Raw genomic sequence first — 15,188 nt, 5'->3', positions numbered from 1 at the left:
GAAAGGGTTTTCCGGCTCCGCCCGGCTTCGGTACCGTCGAGACGATGCTCTCGACGACACCGGCGCCCCCGGTGCGCGCCGCGCGGGCCGCGGTGTTCACGGTCTTCGCGCTCAACGGCCTGCTGCTCTCGCTCTGGGTGGTGCACATCCCGGCGATCACCGATCGCACCGGGGTGGCCCCCGCCCAGCTCGGCACCTTCATCCTGCTGCTGGCCGGGGCGGGCATCGTCGGCATGCGGATCACCGGGCCGCTGGCCGACCGGTTCGGCAGCCGGGCGCTGGTCGCGGCCGCCGCGGTACTGATCTCGCTCGGCGTGCTCGGCCCCGGCTTCGCCACCGGCCCGCTCACCCTGGCGCTCGCGCTCGCCTTCTTCGGCTTCGGCAACGGCGCGCTCGACGTGTCGATGAACACCCAGGCGGTGCATGTCGAGCGGGCCTACGGCAGGCCCATCATGTCCGCCTTCCACGCGCTCTTCTCCGGCGGCGGCTTCCTCGGCGCGCTGATCGGCGCCGCGACCCAGCGCGCGGGGCTGGACCTGCGGGTCACCCTGGTACTCGCCGCCGCCACCGGCCTGCTGCTCACCGCCGCGCTGGTGCCGCGGCTGCTGCGCGAGCTGCCCGAGCCGGAGCCCGTGGCGGCCGCCGCCGCGCCGGAGCCGCGCAGCGCCCGCGGGCTGCGGCTCTTCGCGCTGGCCGCCATCGCCTTCGTGCTGCTGCTCACCGAGGGCGCGGCCGCCGACTGGAGCGCGCTGCAGGTCCGCGACCACCTCGGCACCACCGAGTCCACCGCGGCCTTCGCCTTCGCCGCCTTCTCCTGCACCATGACCGCGGGCAGGCTGGTGGCCGACCGGGTGAGCGGGCGCTTCGGCCCGGTCTTCGTGGTGCGCTGGGGCTGCGTCACGGCCGGACTCGGGCTGGCGCTCGTGGTGTGTTCCGGCTGGCTGCCCGCCACCCTGCTCGGCTGGGCGCTCTGCGGGATCGGGCTCTCCGGCGGGGTGCCGCAGATCTTCACCGCCGCGGGCAACCTCGGCTCCGGCGGGTCGGCTGGCACCGACATGTCCCGGGTCTTCGCCATCGGCTACGTCGGGCTGCTGGCCGGGCCCGCCATCATCGGCTGGCTCACCGAGCTGGTCCCGCTCACCACCGCGCTCGCGGTGCCGCTGGTGCTGACCCTGGTGTGCTCGTGGTTCGCCGGGGTGGTCGCCCCCGGCACGCGGAACGCCCCCGCTCGGTCCTGAGCGGGGGCGTTCGGCGGGGCTGCGCTTACAGCGCCTTGAGCTCCTCGGTGACCGCACCGACGGACTTCTTGGCGTCGCCGAACAGCATGGAGGTGTGGTCGGCGTAGAACAGCGGGTTGTCGATGCCGGCGAAGCCGGAGTTCATCGAGCGCTTGAGCACGATGACGCTTCTGGCCTGGTCGACGTTGAGCACCGGCATGCCGTAGATCGGGCTGCTGGTGTCCTCGCGGGCGGCCGGGTTGGTGACGTCGTTCGCGCCGATCACCAGGGCGACGTCGGTCCGGTTGAACTCGCCGTTGACGTCGTCCATCTCCTTCATGGCGTCGTAGGAGACCTCGGCCTCGGCCAGCAGCACGTTCATGTGTCCAGGCATGCGGCCCGCCACCGGGTGGATGGCGTACTTGACCTCGACGCCCTTGGCCTCGAGCAGCGCCGCCATCTCCTTGACCGCGTGCTGCGCCTGGGCGACCGCCATGCCGTAGCCGGGGACCACGATGACCTGGTTGGCGTAGGCCATCTGGATCGCGGCATCCGCCGCGCTGGTCGCCTTGGCCGACTTCGCCTCGCCGTCCCCGCTCGCGCCCGGCGCCGCCCCGCCACCGCCGAAGCCGCCCGCGACGATCGCCGGGATCGAGCGGTTCATCGCCTTGGCCATCAGGTTGGTCAGGATCGTGCCCGAGGCGCCGACGATCATGCCCGCCACGATCATGGCGGTGTTGTTCAGCGCCAGCCCGGCCGCCGCGGCGGAGAGCCCGGTGAGCGCGTTGAGCAGCGAGATCACGACCGGCATGTCCGCGCCGCCGATCGGGAGCACCACCATGAGGCCGAGGATGCCCGCCGCGACCAGCAGCAGCACCATCCACCACCACTCGGCGCCGCCGTCGCTCGCGCCGAGCCCGATGACCACCGCCGCCGCGACCGCGGCGATGAGCAGCAGCAGGTTCAGCGGCTGCTGCAGCCGCCCGAGGCCGATCGGCTTGCCCGGCAGGATCTCCTGCAGCTTGCCGAAGGCGATGAGCGAGCCCCAGAACGAGATCGAGCCGATGATCGCCGCGAAGAGCGAGCCGACGATGATGTGGACGGTCGGGGACTCACCGTGCTTGAAGTTCGAGAACCCGGTGGTGTCGAGGAACTCGGCCCACGCGATCAGCGCGACCGTGCCGCCGCCGACGCCGTTGAACGCCGCCACCAGCTGCGGCATCGCCGTCATCTTGGTGTACTTCGCCGGCGGGACGCCGAGCACGACGCCGACGACCAGGCCGCCGACGATCAGGATCCAGTTGTTCGTGTCGCGCACCGCGATGAGCGTCGCGATCACCGCGAGCCCCATGCCGAACGCGGCGATCCAGTTGCCGCGCACCGCCGTCTTCGGGCCGGTCAGCCCCATCAGGCCGTAGATGAAGAGCGCGAACGAGATGATGTAGAGAATATTGACCAAGTTGTCCATCGGACTCATTCACCAGCCTTCGGGGCGGCCTTCTTGCCCTTGAACATGCCGAGCATCCGGTCGGTCACCACGAAGCCGCCGATGACGTTCAGCGTGCCGAAGACCACGGCGACGAACAGGATGATCTGGATGCCGATCGAGGGGTCCTGCACCTTGCCGAGCGTCACCAGCGCGCCGAGCACGACGATGCCGTGGATGGCGTTGGTGCCCGACATCAGCGGGGTGTGCAGGGTGTTCGGGACCTTGGAGATCACGGCGAACCCGACGAACCCGGAGAGCACGAGGATCGCGATGTTCGCGAGCAGTTCGGTGTACATCAGACCGCCTCACGGGTGACGCAGGAATCGGCGAGGACCTGATCGTCGAAGTCGGGCGCGAGCTTCCCGTCGACCAGCATCAGGTCGAGTAGCGCGAAGATGTTCTTGGAGTACAGCTCGCTGGCGTGCTCGGGCATGGTGGCGGGCAGGTTCAGCGGCGAGGCGATGGTGACGTCGTGGCGCACCACGGTCTGCCCCGGCTCGGTCAGCTCGCAGTTGCCGCCGGTCTCGCCGGCCAGGTCGACGATCACGCTGCCCGGCTTCATGCCCTGCACCGCGGCGGCGGTCACCAGCCGCGGCGCCGGGCGGCCCGGCACCAGCGCGGTGGTGATCACCACGTCGAAGCCCTTGATGGCATCCTCGAGCGCCTGCTGCTGCTTCGCCTTCTCCTCGTCGGTGAGCTCGCGGGCGTACCCGCCCTCACCGGCCGCGTCGATGCCGAGGTCGAGCCACTGCGCGCCCACCGAGCGGACCTGGTCGGCCACCTCGGGCCGCACGTCGTAACCCGTGGTCCGCCCGCCCAGCCGCTTGGCCGTCGCCAGCGCCTGCAACCCGGCCACACCCACACCGAGCACCAGTACGGTGGCCGGCTTCACGGTGCCGGCGGCGGTGGTCAGCATGGGGAAGAACCGGGTCGACTCCGAGGCGGCCAGCAGCACGGCCTTGTAGCCGGCGACGTTGGCCTGCGAGGACAGGGCGTCCATGACCTGCGCGCGCGAGATGCGCGGGATCGCCTCCACCGCGAAGGCCTGCACCCCCGCGGTCTTCAGCGCGGCGATCTGGTTCTCGGCGTTGCGCGGGGCCAGGAACCCGACCAGCGTCTGCCCGCCGGTCAGTTTGCCGACCTCGGCGTCGGTGGGCGGGGCCACCTTCACCACCACATCGGCGGACCAGGGGTCGCCGACGGTCGCGCCCGCCTCCACGTAGGCGGCGTCGGGAATTAGCGCGCCCGCTCCGGCGCCCGCCTCCACCACGACATCGACGCCCTTCGCGAGCAGACTCGGGACGATCTTGGGCACCAGGGCCACCCGCCGCTCGCCCGTGCCGGACTCGCGTACGACCCCGACACGCGCGCCGCGCGGCGACGGGTCGCCTGCGCTCTGCGTTGTCTCCACTTGTCAGTTTCCTTCTCGTGCTGGCAGCGATCCCTAAGTTACTGGCGAGTAAGCTAGGTCGAATCCTCGCAACTGTATCCGGACCGCGGTGAGCGTAGCTGAGATGCCGATCACGTGGCGAAGTTCGCAACTGTTGTTTCGCCGGTTTCGCAAATTTGCATTTCCGCAGCGTCTTCCCGGTGCCCGCCGGATTCGCCGGATTCGCCGACCGCCGCCGCCCGCCGTCGCCGCAGGTGAAACCGGACGGGAAAGGGCAGCCGGGGGCGCAGTACCCCCGCGCTCGGCGAATCCGGCCACGACACGGGGTTTCGACACGAGTGACGCGTGTCATATCGCGGGTGTCCCCCGCGGCTCGTACGCCGTAAGGTCGCTGGGTGTGACCGACTGCGTCTTCTGCGCCATCGTGGCCGGAACCGCCCCCGCGACCGTCGTCCACGAGGACGCGGACGTGCTGGCCTTCCTCGACATCCGACCGATCGCCCGCGGGCACACCCTGGTGATCCCCAAGCGCCACGCCACCGAGCTCGACGAGCTGGATCCGGAGCTCGGCGCCGCCGTCTTCCGGGCCGGGCACCGGCTGGCCCGCGCGGCCCGCCGCGGCGGGCTCGCCGCGGACGGCGCGAACCTGGTGCTGAACGACGGGAAGGCCGCCTTCCAGACCGTCGGGCACGTGCACCTGCACGTGATCCCGCGCCGCTCCGGCGACCGGGCCCGCTTCGTCGCCGGGCTGCTGCTGCGCCGCCCGCACGACGCCGAGTCCACCGCCGCCGCGATCCGCGCGGGCCTGGCCGCGCTCGACGCACGATGACCCACACCGACCACGAGGGAGCACACCGGTGAGCGAACCCGAGCAGGCCGAACTGATCGACCTGTTGGCGGAGCAGTGGCAGGCGCTCGGCCGCCTCGTCGCCGACCTGGACGAGCCGGGCTGGCGCACCCGGACCGCGCTGCCCGGCTGGACCGTCTTCGACGTGCTCGCGCACGTCATCGGCACCGAGTCCTGGCTGCTCGGCGAGCGCCCGCCCGCCGCCGACCCGCTGCGCCCCAAGGTCGACGTGCGCGAGCTGCCGCACGTGCGCAACGAGACCGGCGTGCTGAACGAGATCTGGGTGGACCGGCTGCGCCCGCTGCCGTCCGCCCGGCTGCTCGAGCTCTACACCTCGGTGACCGAGCGCCGCACCGCCGCGCTGCGCGCGCTGGACGCCGAGGCGTGGGCCGCGAAGACTCCGTCGCCGATCGGCGAGGTGAGCTACGGCCGCTTCATGCGGGTGCGGCTCTTCGACTGCTGGATGCACGAGATCGACATCGCGGACGCGCTCGGCGTCACCGTGGCCGAGGGCGGCCGCCGCGGCGAGGTGGCGTTCGAGGAGTTCCTCGGCTCGATCCCCCGGGTGCTGGTCAAGCGCGGGCAGGCGCCGGACGGCGCGCGGATCGAGATCGAGCTGACCGGCGCGCTGGCCCGCACGCTGCGCGTCGCGGTGCGGGGAAGGGCCGGCTTCGTGGACGCGCTCGACGGCCCGCCGGACACCGCGATCGCCCTCGACTCCGGGCTCTTCACCCGGCTCGGCGGCGGCCGCACCCCGGCTACCGCGCACGCGGGCGAGATCGCGCTGCGCGGCGACACCGAACTCGGCGAGCGGCTCGTGCGCTCGCTCGCCTTCACCATCTGATGCGGCTGTTCCTGGCGAGCTACCGCTTCGGCGCGCACGCCGACCGGCTGCTCCAGCTGGTCGGCACCCCGGGCCGGGTCGGGCTGATCCCGAATGCCTGCGACGCCTGGCCCGCCGCCTGGCAGTCCGCGGTGACCAGCGACGAGGTGCCGCTGCGGCGCCTCGGCTTCCGCCCCGAGGTGGTCGACCTGCGCGAGTACGCGGGCGCGCCGGACCGGCTGCGCGCCACCCTGGCCGGGTTCCCGCTGCTCTGGGTGCGCGGCGGCAACACCTTCGTGCTGCGCGCCCAGTTCGCCCGCAGCGGCGCGGACGCCGTGCTGCCCGCGCTGCTCGCCGAGGACGCGCTGGTCTACGCGGGGTACAGCGCGGGCGCCTGCCTGCTGAGCCCGGACCTGCACGGCATCGAGGAGGCCGACGACCCGGCCGAGGTGCGCCCGGCGACCGGCGTCGAACCCCGCTGGGACGGGCTCGGCCTGATCGACCGCCCGATCGTGCCGCACGTCGACTCCCCGACCGACCCGGACGGCATCTGCACCCGGCTCGCCGCGCGCTTCCGCGCCGAGGGCAAGCCGCACTGGGCGCTCACCGACGACGACGCGGTGATCGTCGACGGCGGCGCACCCGAGCTGCTGAACTGAGCCTCAGCGCCTGCGGAACACCACCCAGCGCATCGCGCTGTACATGTAGACGGCCTCGCAGCCACCCGCCAGGACCCGGGAGAGGTGGTAGTCGACGCCGAGCGCGACCAGCCCGCCGCCGACCCCGAGGATGAAGGCCGCGTAGTTGATCACCACGACCACCGTGTACACCGCCGCCTGCCCGGCCACCGGCGCGTGCGAGTGGAAGTTGAAGCTCCGGTTCAGCACGAAGGCCAGCCCGAAGGCGCAGGCGTAGGCGGCGCTCACCGCGAACCAGATCGGCAGCCCGAGCCCGCCGTACATGATCGTCAGCAGCAGCAGGTCGACGCCGAAGGTGAAGGTGTTGATCAGTGCGAAGCCGAGGAAGGTCGGCGGGATCAACCGGTCGAGGCCGAGCGGGAGCAGCGCGACCACCCGCTCGCACCAGCGGCCGAAACGGTCCGCGATGCCGTCGATGGACGCTTCGGGTGCCGTTGCTTCGTCGCGGAGGTCCGCCGGTTCGCCCACGCCCGCAGGATGCCACCGGCAGGTGTCGGCCAGGTGAGCGGCGGGCGAACCCGGCGTCAGCCGATCCGGCTGCTGCGGCTGCCGCCCGCCGGGCGCAGCGCGGCCAGCCTGCGCCTGGTGAGGTCGTCGGCGTGCTCGAGCAGCAGCTCGGCCAGCAGCCGCGGGTCCCGCCGCCACTGCGCGCCGATGGTGGCCAGCGCCGGCTTGTCGAAGAACCCGGAGCTCGCCAGCGCGGCCAGCCAGTCGTCGATCTCGCCGGCCTCGATCCGGCGCACGGTCTCGTCGTCCAATCCTGCCTCGGCCACCTCGGGGCCGATCACCGCGGTGACGAGTTCGCGGTAGTCCGGTGTTGCGATCATGCTGATAATCCCTCCTGCGCGCTGAATGACACCCGACCCCTCGCAGGTTCACGCCCCGAACTCCGCTACCCCTGTCGGATGATTGTGGCCCCGCACCCGGCCGGCCACCAAGCGAACGCCGGTGAAATCCGTGTTTCGGACAGCTAGCGTGGCAAGTGTGCAGCTACAGGACTTGATCGCCACGCTCCCGGCGGGCGCCGTCGTCACCGATCCGGACGTGCTGGCCGGGTACCGCCACGACTGGGCGAAGGATCCCGGCGCGGGCACCCCGCTCGCCGTCGTCCGGGCCACCGCCACCGCGGACGTCGCGGCCACGCTGCGCTGGGCGCACGCGCACGGCGTTCCGGTGGTGCCGCGCGGCGCGGGCTCCGGGCTCTCCGGCGGCGCGACCGCGGTGACAGGCGGCATCGTGCTCTGCACCGAGCGGATGCGCGCGATCAGCGTCGACCCGGTGACGCGCACCGCGGTGGTGCAGCCCGGGCTGCTGAACGCCGAGGTCAAGCGGGCCGTCGCGGAGCACGGGCTGTGGTACCCGCCGGACCCGTCGTCGTTCGAGATCTGCTCGATCGGCGGCAACGCGGCCACCAACGCGGGCGGGCTGTGCTGCGTGAAGTACGGCGTGACCAGCGACTACGTGCTCGGCATGGAGGTGGTGCTCGCCGACGGCACCCCGGTGCGGCTCGGCGGGCCGCGGCTCAAGGACTCCGCCGGGCTCTCGCTCACCAAGCTCTTCGTCGGCAGCGAGGGGACGCTCGGCGTGATCACCGAGCTCACCCTGCGGCTGCTGCCCGCGCAGCCACCGCTGAGCACCGTCGTCGCGAGCTTCGCCGACCTGGACTCCGCCACCGAGGCGATCCTCGCCATCACCGCCGCGCTGCGCCCGGCCATGCTGGAGTTCATGGACTCGGTCGCGGTCAACGCCGTCGAGGACGAGCTGCGCATGGGGCTGGACCGCTCGGCCGCCGCGCTGCTCGTCGCCCGCTCCGACGCGCCGGGCGCCTTCGCCGCGCACGAGGCCGAGCTCATGGTCGCCGCCTGCGAGAAGGCAGGGGCCATCGAGGTTTTCAGCACCGCCGATCCCGAGGAGGGCGAGGCCTTCACCGCGGCCCGCCGGTTCGCCATCCCGGCGGTGGAGCGGCTCGGGCCGCTGCTGCTCGAGGACGTCGGGGTACCGCTGCCCCGGCTCGCCGACCTGGTCTCCGGAATCGCCGGGATCGCCGAGCGCAACGCGGTGACCGTCTCGGTGATCGCGCACGCCGGGGACGGCAATACGCACCCGCTCATCGTGCACGACCCGGCCGATGCCGAGCAGACCGCGCGGGCGCACCGCGCCTTCGGCGAGATCATGGACCTGGCCATCGCGCTCGGCGGCACCATCACCGGCGAGCACGGCGTCGGCCGGTTGAAGAAGGCCTGGCTGCCGGATCAGGTCGGCCCCGACGTGATGGCGCTGACCAGGCGGATCAAGGACGCGCTCGACCCGACCGGCATCCTCAACCCCGGCGCCATCCTGTGAGGACCGGAACATCGGCGTTCCCAGCGAGGTTCTACCGACCATGACCACCGAGCTGAAACACAATGCCGCGGACACCAGGTTCGAGATCTACGTGGACGAGGTGCTGGCCGGGTACGCCGACTACGCCGAGCGCGGCACCGTCCGCGACTTCAACCACACCGTGACGTTCCCCGAGTTCCGCCGCCGCGGGGTCGCCGCCGAGGTGGTCGAGTACGCGCTGCGCGACTCGCGCGAGCACGGCTTCACCGTGCTGCCCACCTGCTGGTACGTCGACCAGTTCATCGCCGCGCACAGCGAGTACCGCGACCTCGTCGCATCCTGACTCAGTTCGACCGCCGCCAGCACAGGAACTGGTGATCGGTGGTGCACCCCATCGCCGCGACCACAGCCTCGTTGTCGAAGCCGGGCAGCGCCCGCAGCCGGTGCAGCAGCGACTTCCCGCCATCCGACTGCGGCACCGCGCAGCCATTGCCCTTCGCCCCGATCAGGACGAAGAACACATCGTCGGCGAAGGGCCCGTCGGTACTGGTGATGATGCGGACCTCCGCGAGATCTGCCCAGCTCACTTCCTCGACCCGCCCGCCGGGAAGAGTGCGCCGGACATATCTGTCGGTTATTTCCACCCCACTCATGCCTGAAATCGTCCTCCTGTACGCGGTGGCCCGACACCCCTGGATTCGGATACGGACGCGCGCACGCGTGAACCCCGATACCCGAACGGTACCGGGGTTCAGCGCCGGAGTCGGTTGAATCAGCCCAGCAGTGCGCGCGACATGACGACCCGCTGGATCTGGTTGGTGCCCTCGTAGATCTGGGTGATCTTGGCATCGCGCATCATGCGCTCCACCGGGAAGTCGGTGGTGTAGCCGGCGCCGCCGAAGAGCTGGACGGCGTTGGTGGTGACCTCCATGGCGACGTCCGAGGCGAAGCACTTGGCGGCGGCGGAGATGAAGCCGAGGTTCTGCTCGCCGCGCTCGGCGCGGGCCGCGGAGGTGTAGACCATGAGCCGGGCGGCCTCGATCTTCATCGCCATGTCGGCCAGCATGAACTGGGTGTTCTGGAAGTCGGCGATCCTGGTGCCGAACTGCTTGCGGTCCTTGGTGTAGGCGATCGCGGCGTCCAGCGCGCCCTGGGCCAGCCCGACGGCCTGCGCGCCGATGGTGGGGCGGGTGTGGTCGAGGGTCTGCAGCGCGGTCTTGAAACCGGTGCCCGGCTCGCCGACGATCCGATCGCCGGGGATGCGGCAGTTCTCGAAGTACAGCTCGGCGGTGGGCGAGCCCTTGATGCCGAGCTTGTGCTCCAGCGGCCCGACCACGAAGCCCTCGTCGTCCTTGTGCACCAGGAACGCCGAGATGCCGTTCGACCCCTTCTCGGCGTCGGTCACCGCCATCACGGTGTACCAGGAGGACTTGCCGCCGTTGGTGATCCAGCACTTGGAGCCGTTCAGCACCCAGCTGTCGCCGTCCTGCTTGGCCCGGGTGCGCATGGAGGCGGCGTCCGAGCCCGCCTCCCGCTCGGAGAGCGCGTAGGAGGCCATCTCGCCGTTCACGATGTCCGGCAGGACCTGCTGCTTGAGCTCGTCCGAGCCGTTCAGGATGAGGCCCATGGTGCCGAGCTTGTTCACCGCGGGGATGAGCGAGGAGGAGCCGCAGACCCGGGCGACCTCCTCGATCACGATGCAGGTGGCGACCGAGTCGGCGCCCTGGCCGCCGAACTGCTCCGGCACGTGCACCGCGTTGAAGCCGGACGAATTGAGCGCGGCCAGCGCTTCTTCGGGGAAGCGGGCCTTCTCGTCGACGTCCTTGGCGTGCGGGGTGATCTCCTTCTCCGACAGCGCGCGGATGGCGGCGCGCAGCTCGTCGTGGAAGTCCTCCAGCTTGAACAGGTCGAAATCGGGGTTACCCGCCATGACGGCTCCACTTCTGGTTGTCGGTGCTCACCGGCACTGCGTGCCACACTTCGCTTCAGTATAGAGCGCTTTTCGGCTATTCGACGCTGCCGAGTGGCACTCAGTGCCAGGTGGCCGGTGATGGTGACCAGGGTCACAGACTACCGAGTTGCCTGGTCACCAGGTCGGCCACCCGCCGGGGCGCCATGCCCCGCGGGAACACCGCCACCACCAGCTCCTCGCCCGGCGCCCCGCGCGGGATCGCGGCCAGCTCCTGGCGCAGGTCGGCGGCGCCCGCGTCGGACTCGCCGCGCACCATCCGGCGCAGCAGGTAGTTGTGCGTCGCGGTGACGGCGGCGGTGAACTGCACCCGGCTCAGGTCCGGCACCTCGGGCAGCCGCTCGCGCAGGAAGTCGGTGAAGAGCCGCTCGTAGCGGAACACCGTGACGATCTCGCGCTCGCGCAGCGCGGGCACCTGCCGCACCACCCGGTACCGGCGCGCCGCGATCTCCCGCCACTGCGTGAACCGCTCGAACACCTGCACCACCGCGGTGCAGACCGCCTCCCACGGATCGCCGTCCGAGCCGTCGAGGAAGGCCGCCGCCTGCGCCAGCTGCGACTCGTGATCGGCGAAGATCACGTCCTCCTTGGACCGGAACTGCCGGAAGAAGGTACGCCGCGAGATCCCCGCCGCCTCGGCGATCTCGTCCACGGTCGTGGCCTCGTACCCCTTCTCGGCGAAAAGGAGCAGCGCCTGCTCCACCACGGCGAGCCGGAACCGAGCCGTGTCGGCGCCTGCGCGGATTCGCGCGGATTCGTCGATGGTCACGGACTCGAGCGTATCGAGAAGCTCAGCCGAGCAGCGTCGCGCGCAGCGCTTCGTCCTTGCCGAGGACGAGTTGCTCGAGATTCGCCTGGAAGGTCTGCATGCGGGTGCGCAGAGCCGGGTCGGCGGTGCCGAGGATCCGGGCGGCGAGCAGCCCGGCGTTGCGGGCGCCGCCGATGGAGACGGTGGCGACCGGAACGCCCGCGGGCATCTGCACGATGGAGAGCAGCGAGTCCATGCCGTCCAGGTACTTCAGCGGCACCGGGACGCCGATCACCGGGAGCGGGGTGGCCGAGGCGACCATCCCGGGCAGGTGCGCGGCACCGCCCGCACCGGCGATGATCACCTTCAGACCGCGCTCGGCGGCGGCCTTCGCGTAGTCGAGCATGCGCTGCGGGGTGCGGTGCGCGGAGACCACGCCCACCTCGAAGCGGATGCCGAACTCGGCGAGCGCCTCGGCAGCGGCCTCCATGGTCGGCCAGTCCGAGTCGCTGCCCATGATCAGGCCGACCTGCGGTTCACTCATGCGGATCCCATCCGTCGGTCCATACCGCGTGCGACATCCAGTGCGCCGCCCGCTCCGCCTTCTCCCGCACCGCGGCGACGTCGTCGCCGAGGATGTTCACGTGGCCGATCTTGCGATCCGGCCGCTCGCCCTTGCCGTAGAGGTGCACCTTGGCCTCCGGCACCCGGGCGAAGAGGTGGTGCAGCCGCTCGTCCATCGCCATCGCGGGCGCCTCGGGCGCGCCGAGGATGTTCGCCATCACGGTGACCGGGGCCAGCGGGGTGGTGTCGCCGAGCGGGTAGTCGAGCACGGCGCGCAGGTGCTGCTCGAACTGGCCGGTGCGGGCGCCGTCCATCCCCCAGTGGCCGCTGTTGTGCGGACGCATGGCGAGCTCGTTGACCAGCAGCTCGCCGTCCGCGGTCTCGAACAGCTCGACCGCCATCACGCCGACCACGCCGAGCTCGGCGGCCAGGTGCAGCGCCAGCGTCTCGGCTTCGGCGGCGAGCTCCTCGGAGAGCCCGGGCGCGGGGGCGAGCACCACCGCGCACTGCCCGTTGCGCTGCACCGTCTCGACCACCGGCCAGGTCGCGGCCTGCCCGAACGGTGAGCGCGCCACCATGGCGGAGAGCTCGCGCACCCACGCCACCCTGGCCTCGGCCAGCAGCGGAACCCCGCGGGCACGCTGCTCGCCGACGATGGCGCGCGCCTCGGCGGCGTCGGCGGGCATCCAGACCCCGCGGCCGTCGTAGCCGCCGCGGATCGCCTTGAGCACCACCGGCCAGCCGTGCTCGGCGCCGAACCGCTCGGCGTCCGCCGCCGTCTCCACCGCGGTGAAGGCGGGCACGGGGAGGCCGAGCTCGCTCAGCCTGGTCCGCATGGCCAGCTTGTCCTGGGCGTAGCGCAGCGCCGACGGCGGCGGCTGCACGTTGACGCCCTCGGCGACCAGCGCCTCCAGGTGCTCGGTCGGCACGTGCTCGTGGTCGAAGGTCAGGGCGTGCGACCCGACGGCGGCTCTGCGCAGCGCCACCGGGTCGGTATGGCTGCCGAAGACCACGTCCGGGCTGACCTGAGCGGCCGGGTCGTCGGGCCGCTCGGCCAGTACCCGGAGCCGCTGCCCGAGGGCGATCGCGGCCTGGTGCGTCATCCGCGCGAGTTGCCCGCCACCGACCATGGTGACGGTCGGCATCGCCGCTGGATCGAAGGAACGTGCGCTCACGTCGGTCAATGTTGTCATGGAGCGCAGAATCGGTGCGCGCGACCCGGCGCTACACTCGGGCCTTGTGTCAATCGTCGACGAGGTGGTCCGCGCACTCCCGCCCACAGCACGGGAGCTGGCGCTCCGTAATCGTGAACTGATCAAGTTCGCGATCGTCGGCGCTACCACCTTCGTGATCGACAGCGGCATTTTCTACCTGCTGAAGTGGACGGTCCTCGCGGACAAGCCGGTGACGGCCAAGATCATTTCCGGCGTGATCGCGGTGATCGCCTCCTACATTCTGAACCGGGAGTGGTCGTTCAAGAACCGCGGCGGCCGGGAGAAGCACCACGAGGCGCTGCTGTTCTTCGTGGTCAGCGGCGTCGGCGTGGCGCTGAGCAATATCCCGCTGTGGATTTCCAGTTACGTCTTCGACCTGCGCCAACCCGCCGTGAGCTTCGCCACCGAGAACATCGCCGACTTCGTGAGCGCGTTCGTGATCGGCAATCTGCTGCAGATGGCGTTCCGATTCTGGGCGATGCGGCGCTGGGTTTTCCCGGACGAGATGGACGTGATCATCGAGGAGCTGGAGGAGCTCATCGAGGTCGAGAATCTCGGCACCGAGCCGCCGACCGTGCGTCCCTGACCTTTTTACTCAGCGCGGTTCGGCGCCGACTCCGGCGGCCACGCGATTCGGCGTCGGCGCGCCGAGAAACAGCGCGAAGAGCGCGGGGCGCCTGCGCTGCAATTCCAGCCGGCCGCCGTCGGCCTCGACCAGCGCCCGCGCCAGCGCCAGCCCGACCCCGGTCGAGCCGGCCCCGGAGAAGCCGCGGTCGAAGATGTGCGGCGCCAGCTCGTCGCTGACCCCGTCGCCCTGATCGGCCACCTCGACGCAGACCAGCGGCACCCGTGCCCTGCCGCCGTGCACCAGCCGCACCGAGACGGTGCAGGTGCCGTCGCCGTGGTGCAGCGCGTTGTCCAGCAGCACGGCGAGCGCCTCGCGCAGCCGGGAGCCGGTGATCGGGGCGCGCAGCGATTCGTCGCCGAGCAGGGTGAGCACCCGCCCGGCATCCCGGAACGGGTGCGCCCACTCGGCAATGACGCCGCGCAGCTCGTCCATCACCGGCACCGGGTCGCGGTCGGCGGCGTCGTCGTCCCTGGCGGCGCGGACGAGGTCGTCGATGGCACCGGTGAGCCGGTCCACCTGGGCCATCGCCGCCTCGGCCTCCTGCACCACGTCCGGGTCGGCGTGCACGGAGAGCTCGTCCAGCCGCAGCCGGACCGCGGTGAGCCTGCTGCGCAGCTGGTGCGAGACGTCGGCGACCAGCGCGTGCTCGCGCTGCAACCGGCCCGCGATCTCCACGGTGGCGGCGTCCAGCACGTCGGAGACCCGGTCCAGCTCGGCGATGCCGTGCCGCCGGTTGTCCGCCCGGAAGTCGCCCTCGGCGAGCCGGGCGGCGCGCGCGGCGACATCGCTGAGCGGGTCGGCGACCCGGCGCGCGGTGACGACGGCGACGGTCACCGCCGCGGTCAGCGAGGCGAGCACGGCCAGCGCCACCGCGCCGACCGCCTGCCGCTGCATGGAGTGCATCGGCCCGGACGGCACCTCCAGCCGCAGCGAGCCGCGCTCGCCCATGGAGAGCGACTCGACCAGCGGATCGCTCACCCGGTCCACCCCGATGTCCATCCGCACGGCGCTGTCCAGCGGCGCCGGGTAGACGATGGTGAGCTTGCCGCCGTCCGGGACGAGCGTGCCGACCGCCCTGGTGTCCAGCTCGCCGGGGACGGTCCCGGTGTCCTGCTCCTGGGCGATGATCTCGACGGCCATCCGGTCCAGCCGGTCGCGCAGGTCGTTGCGGGTGATGTCCTCCACCCAGAGCCAGGCCGTGTAGACCAGCGGCAACCCGAGCACCACCGTGGTGAGCGTCAGCACGGTGAGCATCGAGCGCAGGATGCGGCGGCGCACG

18 protein-coding genes are annotated in these 15,188 nt (G+C 71.5%); 7 read left to right on the top strand and 11 right to left on the bottom strand.

From position 1 onward, the window contains the following. Nucleotides 1–44: 44 nt before the first annotated feature. Nucleotides 45–1,238 carry an MFS transporter gene (locus ACFO0B_RS22415; RefSeq protein WP_378614502.1) on the top strand — a complete coding sequence of 398 codons (1,194 nt, stop codon included), beginning with the start codon at nucleotides 45–47 and terminating at the stop codon, nucleotides 1,236–1,238. A gap of 25 nt (nucleotides 1,239–1,263) precedes the next feature. Here ACFO0B_RS22415 and ACFO0B_RS22410 read toward each other — a convergent pair whose 3' ends face one another. Genes ACFO0B_RS22410 through ACFO0B_RS22400 form a run of 3 tightly spaced genes read right to left on the bottom strand, consistent with a single transcriptional unit; the run spans nucleotide 1,264 to nucleotide 4,117 of the window. Then, entirely contained in the window at nucleotides 1,264–2,685 is a 1,422-nt protein-coding gene (locus tag ACFO0B_RS22410; RefSeq protein WP_378614501.1) for an NAD(P)(+) transhydrogenase (Re/Si-specific) subunit beta, read from the bottom strand. Between the two features lie 5 nt (nucleotides 2,686–2,690). Beyond that, nucleotides 2,691–3,002 carry an NAD(P) transhydrogenase subunit alpha gene (locus ACFO0B_RS22405; RefSeq protein WP_378614500.1) on the bottom strand — a complete coding sequence of 104 codons (312 nt, stop codon included), beginning with the start codon at nucleotides 3,000–3,002 and terminating at the stop codon, nucleotides 2,691–2,693. Then, complete coding sequence (locus ACFO0B_RS22400) at nucleotides 3,002–4,117, bottom strand: Re/Si-specific NAD(P)(+) transhydrogenase subunit alpha (RefSeq protein WP_378614499.1); 1,116 nt, start codon at nucleotides 4,115–4,117, stop codon at nucleotides 3,002–3,004. The genes ACFO0B_RS22405 and ACFO0B_RS22400 overlap by 1 nt, the downstream gene beginning before the upstream one ends. Before the next feature lie 376 nt (nucleotides 4,118–4,493). On the opposite strand from ACFO0B_RS22400, the gene ACFO0B_RS22395 reads away from it, so the two are divergent. Genes ACFO0B_RS22395 through ACFO0B_RS22385 form a run of 3 tightly spaced genes read left to right on the top strand, consistent with a single transcriptional unit; the run spans nucleotide 4,494 to nucleotide 6,425 of the window. Further along, nucleotides 4,494–4,925, top strand: coding sequence for an HIT family protein (locus tag ACFO0B_RS22395; RefSeq protein ID WP_378614498.1), 432 nt, complete (start codon nucleotides 4,494–4,496; stop codon nucleotides 4,923–4,925). Between the two features lie 28 nt (nucleotides 4,926–4,953). Continuing rightward, on the top strand, nucleotides 4,954–5,787 hold the full coding sequence (locus ACFO0B_RS22390; protein ID WP_378614497.1) for a maleylpyruvate isomerase family mycothiol-dependent enzyme: 834 nt from the start codon (nucleotides 4,954–4,956) through the stop codon (nucleotides 5,785–5,787). Next, the gene (locus ACFO0B_RS22385; RefSeq protein ID WP_378614496.1) at nucleotides 5,787–6,425 is read left to right on the top strand and encodes a Type 1 glutamine amidotransferase-like domain-containing protein; all 639 of its coding nucleotides are present in this window, start codon (nucleotides 5,787–5,789) and stop codon (nucleotides 6,423–6,425) included. Before ACFO0B_RS22390 ends, ACFO0B_RS22385 begins: the two co-directional genes overlap by 1 nt. Before the next feature lie 3 nt (nucleotides 6,426–6,428). Here the strand turns inward: ACFO0B_RS22385 and ACFO0B_RS22380 are convergent, their stop codons facing one another. Both ACFO0B_RS22380 and ACFO0B_RS22375 read right to left on the bottom strand, forming a co-directional pair. Next, nucleotides 6,429–6,932: a GtrA family protein gene (locus ACFO0B_RS22380; RefSeq protein ID WP_378614495.1), complete on the bottom strand. Its 504-nt coding sequence runs from the start codon at nucleotides 6,930–6,932 to the stop codon at nucleotides 6,429–6,431. Nucleotides 6,933–6,988: 56 nt separating this feature from the next. Next, nucleotides 6,989–7,291 carry a hypothetical protein gene (locus tag ACFO0B_RS22375; protein WP_378614494.1) on the bottom strand — a complete coding sequence of 101 codons (303 nt, stop codon included), beginning with the start codon at nucleotides 7,289–7,291 and terminating at the stop codon, nucleotides 6,989–6,991. 148 nt (nucleotides 7,292–7,439) lie between these two features. Between ACFO0B_RS22375 and ACFO0B_RS22370 the strand changes: the two genes are divergently transcribed. After that, nucleotides 7,440–8,807, top strand: coding sequence for an FAD-binding oxidoreductase (locus ACFO0B_RS22370; protein ID WP_378614493.1), 1,368 nt, complete (start codon nucleotides 7,440–7,442; stop codon nucleotides 8,805–8,807). Nucleotides 8,808–8,847: 40 nt separating this feature from the next. After that, on the top strand, nucleotides 8,848–9,129 hold the full coding sequence (locus tag ACFO0B_RS22365; RefSeq protein WP_378614492.1) for a GNAT family N-acetyltransferase: 282 nt from the start codon (nucleotides 8,848–8,850) through the stop codon (nucleotides 9,127–9,129). A gap of 1 nt (nucleotide 9,130) precedes the next feature. Here the strand turns inward: ACFO0B_RS22365 and ACFO0B_RS22360 are convergent, their stop codons facing one another. The 5 genes from ACFO0B_RS22360 to ACFO0B_RS22340 form a co-directional block, all read right to left on the bottom strand. Continuing rightward, nucleotides 9,131–9,373, bottom strand: a complete 243-nt coding sequence (locus tag ACFO0B_RS22360; protein WP_233016230.1) for a hypothetical protein — start codon at nucleotides 9,371–9,373, stop codon at nucleotides 9,131–9,133. Between the two features lie 185 nt (nucleotides 9,374–9,558). Continuing rightward, nucleotides 9,559–10,716 (bottom strand): acyl-CoA dehydrogenase, encoded by a 1,158-nt coding sequence (locus tag ACFO0B_RS22355; protein WP_378614491.1) that lies wholly within the window; start codon nucleotides 10,714–10,716, stop codon nucleotides 9,559–9,561. Between the two features lie 133 nt (nucleotides 10,717–10,849). Further along, a complete protein-coding gene (locus tag ACFO0B_RS22350) occupies nucleotides 10,850–11,524 on the bottom strand; it encodes a TetR family transcriptional regulator (protein WP_378614490.1) in 675 nt (224 codons plus the stop codon). Between the two features lie 22 nt (nucleotides 11,525–11,546). Then, nucleotides 11,547–12,047 carry a 5-(carboxyamino)imidazole ribonucleotide mutase gene (gene purE / locus ACFO0B_RS22345; protein ID WP_378614489.1) on the bottom strand — a complete coding sequence of 167 codons (501 nt, stop codon included), beginning with the start codon at nucleotides 12,045–12,047 and terminating at the stop codon, nucleotides 11,547–11,549. Continuing rightward, nucleotides 12,040–13,260: a 5-(carboxyamino)imidazole ribonucleotide synthase gene (locus tag ACFO0B_RS22340; protein WP_378614488.1), complete on the bottom strand. Its 1,221-nt coding sequence runs from the start codon at nucleotides 13,258–13,260 to the stop codon at nucleotides 12,040–12,042. The genes purE and ACFO0B_RS22340 overlap by 8 nt, the downstream gene beginning before the upstream one ends. A 46-nt stretch (nucleotides 13,261–13,306) precedes the next feature. On the opposite strand from ACFO0B_RS22340, the gene ACFO0B_RS22335 reads away from it, so the two are divergent. Continuing rightward, the gene (locus tag ACFO0B_RS22335) at nucleotides 13,307–13,867 is read left to right on the top strand and encodes a GtrA family protein (protein ID WP_378614487.1); all 561 of its coding nucleotides are present in this window, start codon (nucleotides 13,307–13,309) and stop codon (nucleotides 13,865–13,867) included. 9 nt (nucleotides 13,868–13,876) lie between these two features. Here ACFO0B_RS22335 and ACFO0B_RS22330 read toward each other — a convergent pair whose 3' ends face one another. Then, nucleotides 13,877–15,187, bottom strand: coding sequence for a sensor histidine kinase (locus ACFO0B_RS22330; protein WP_378614486.1), 1,311 nt, complete (start codon nucleotides 15,185–15,187; stop codon nucleotides 13,877–13,879). Between the last annotated feature and the right edge of the window lies 1 nt (nucleotide 15,188).

Source organism: Nocardia jiangsuensis (assembly GCF_042650385.1).
GTDB lineage: Bacteria > Actinomycetota > Actinomycetes > Mycobacteriales > Mycobacteriaceae > Nocardia > Nocardia jiangsuensis.
The sequence above is the reverse complement of the archived record's forward strand: the minus strand, read 5'-3'. Positions and strand labels throughout refer to the sequence as shown.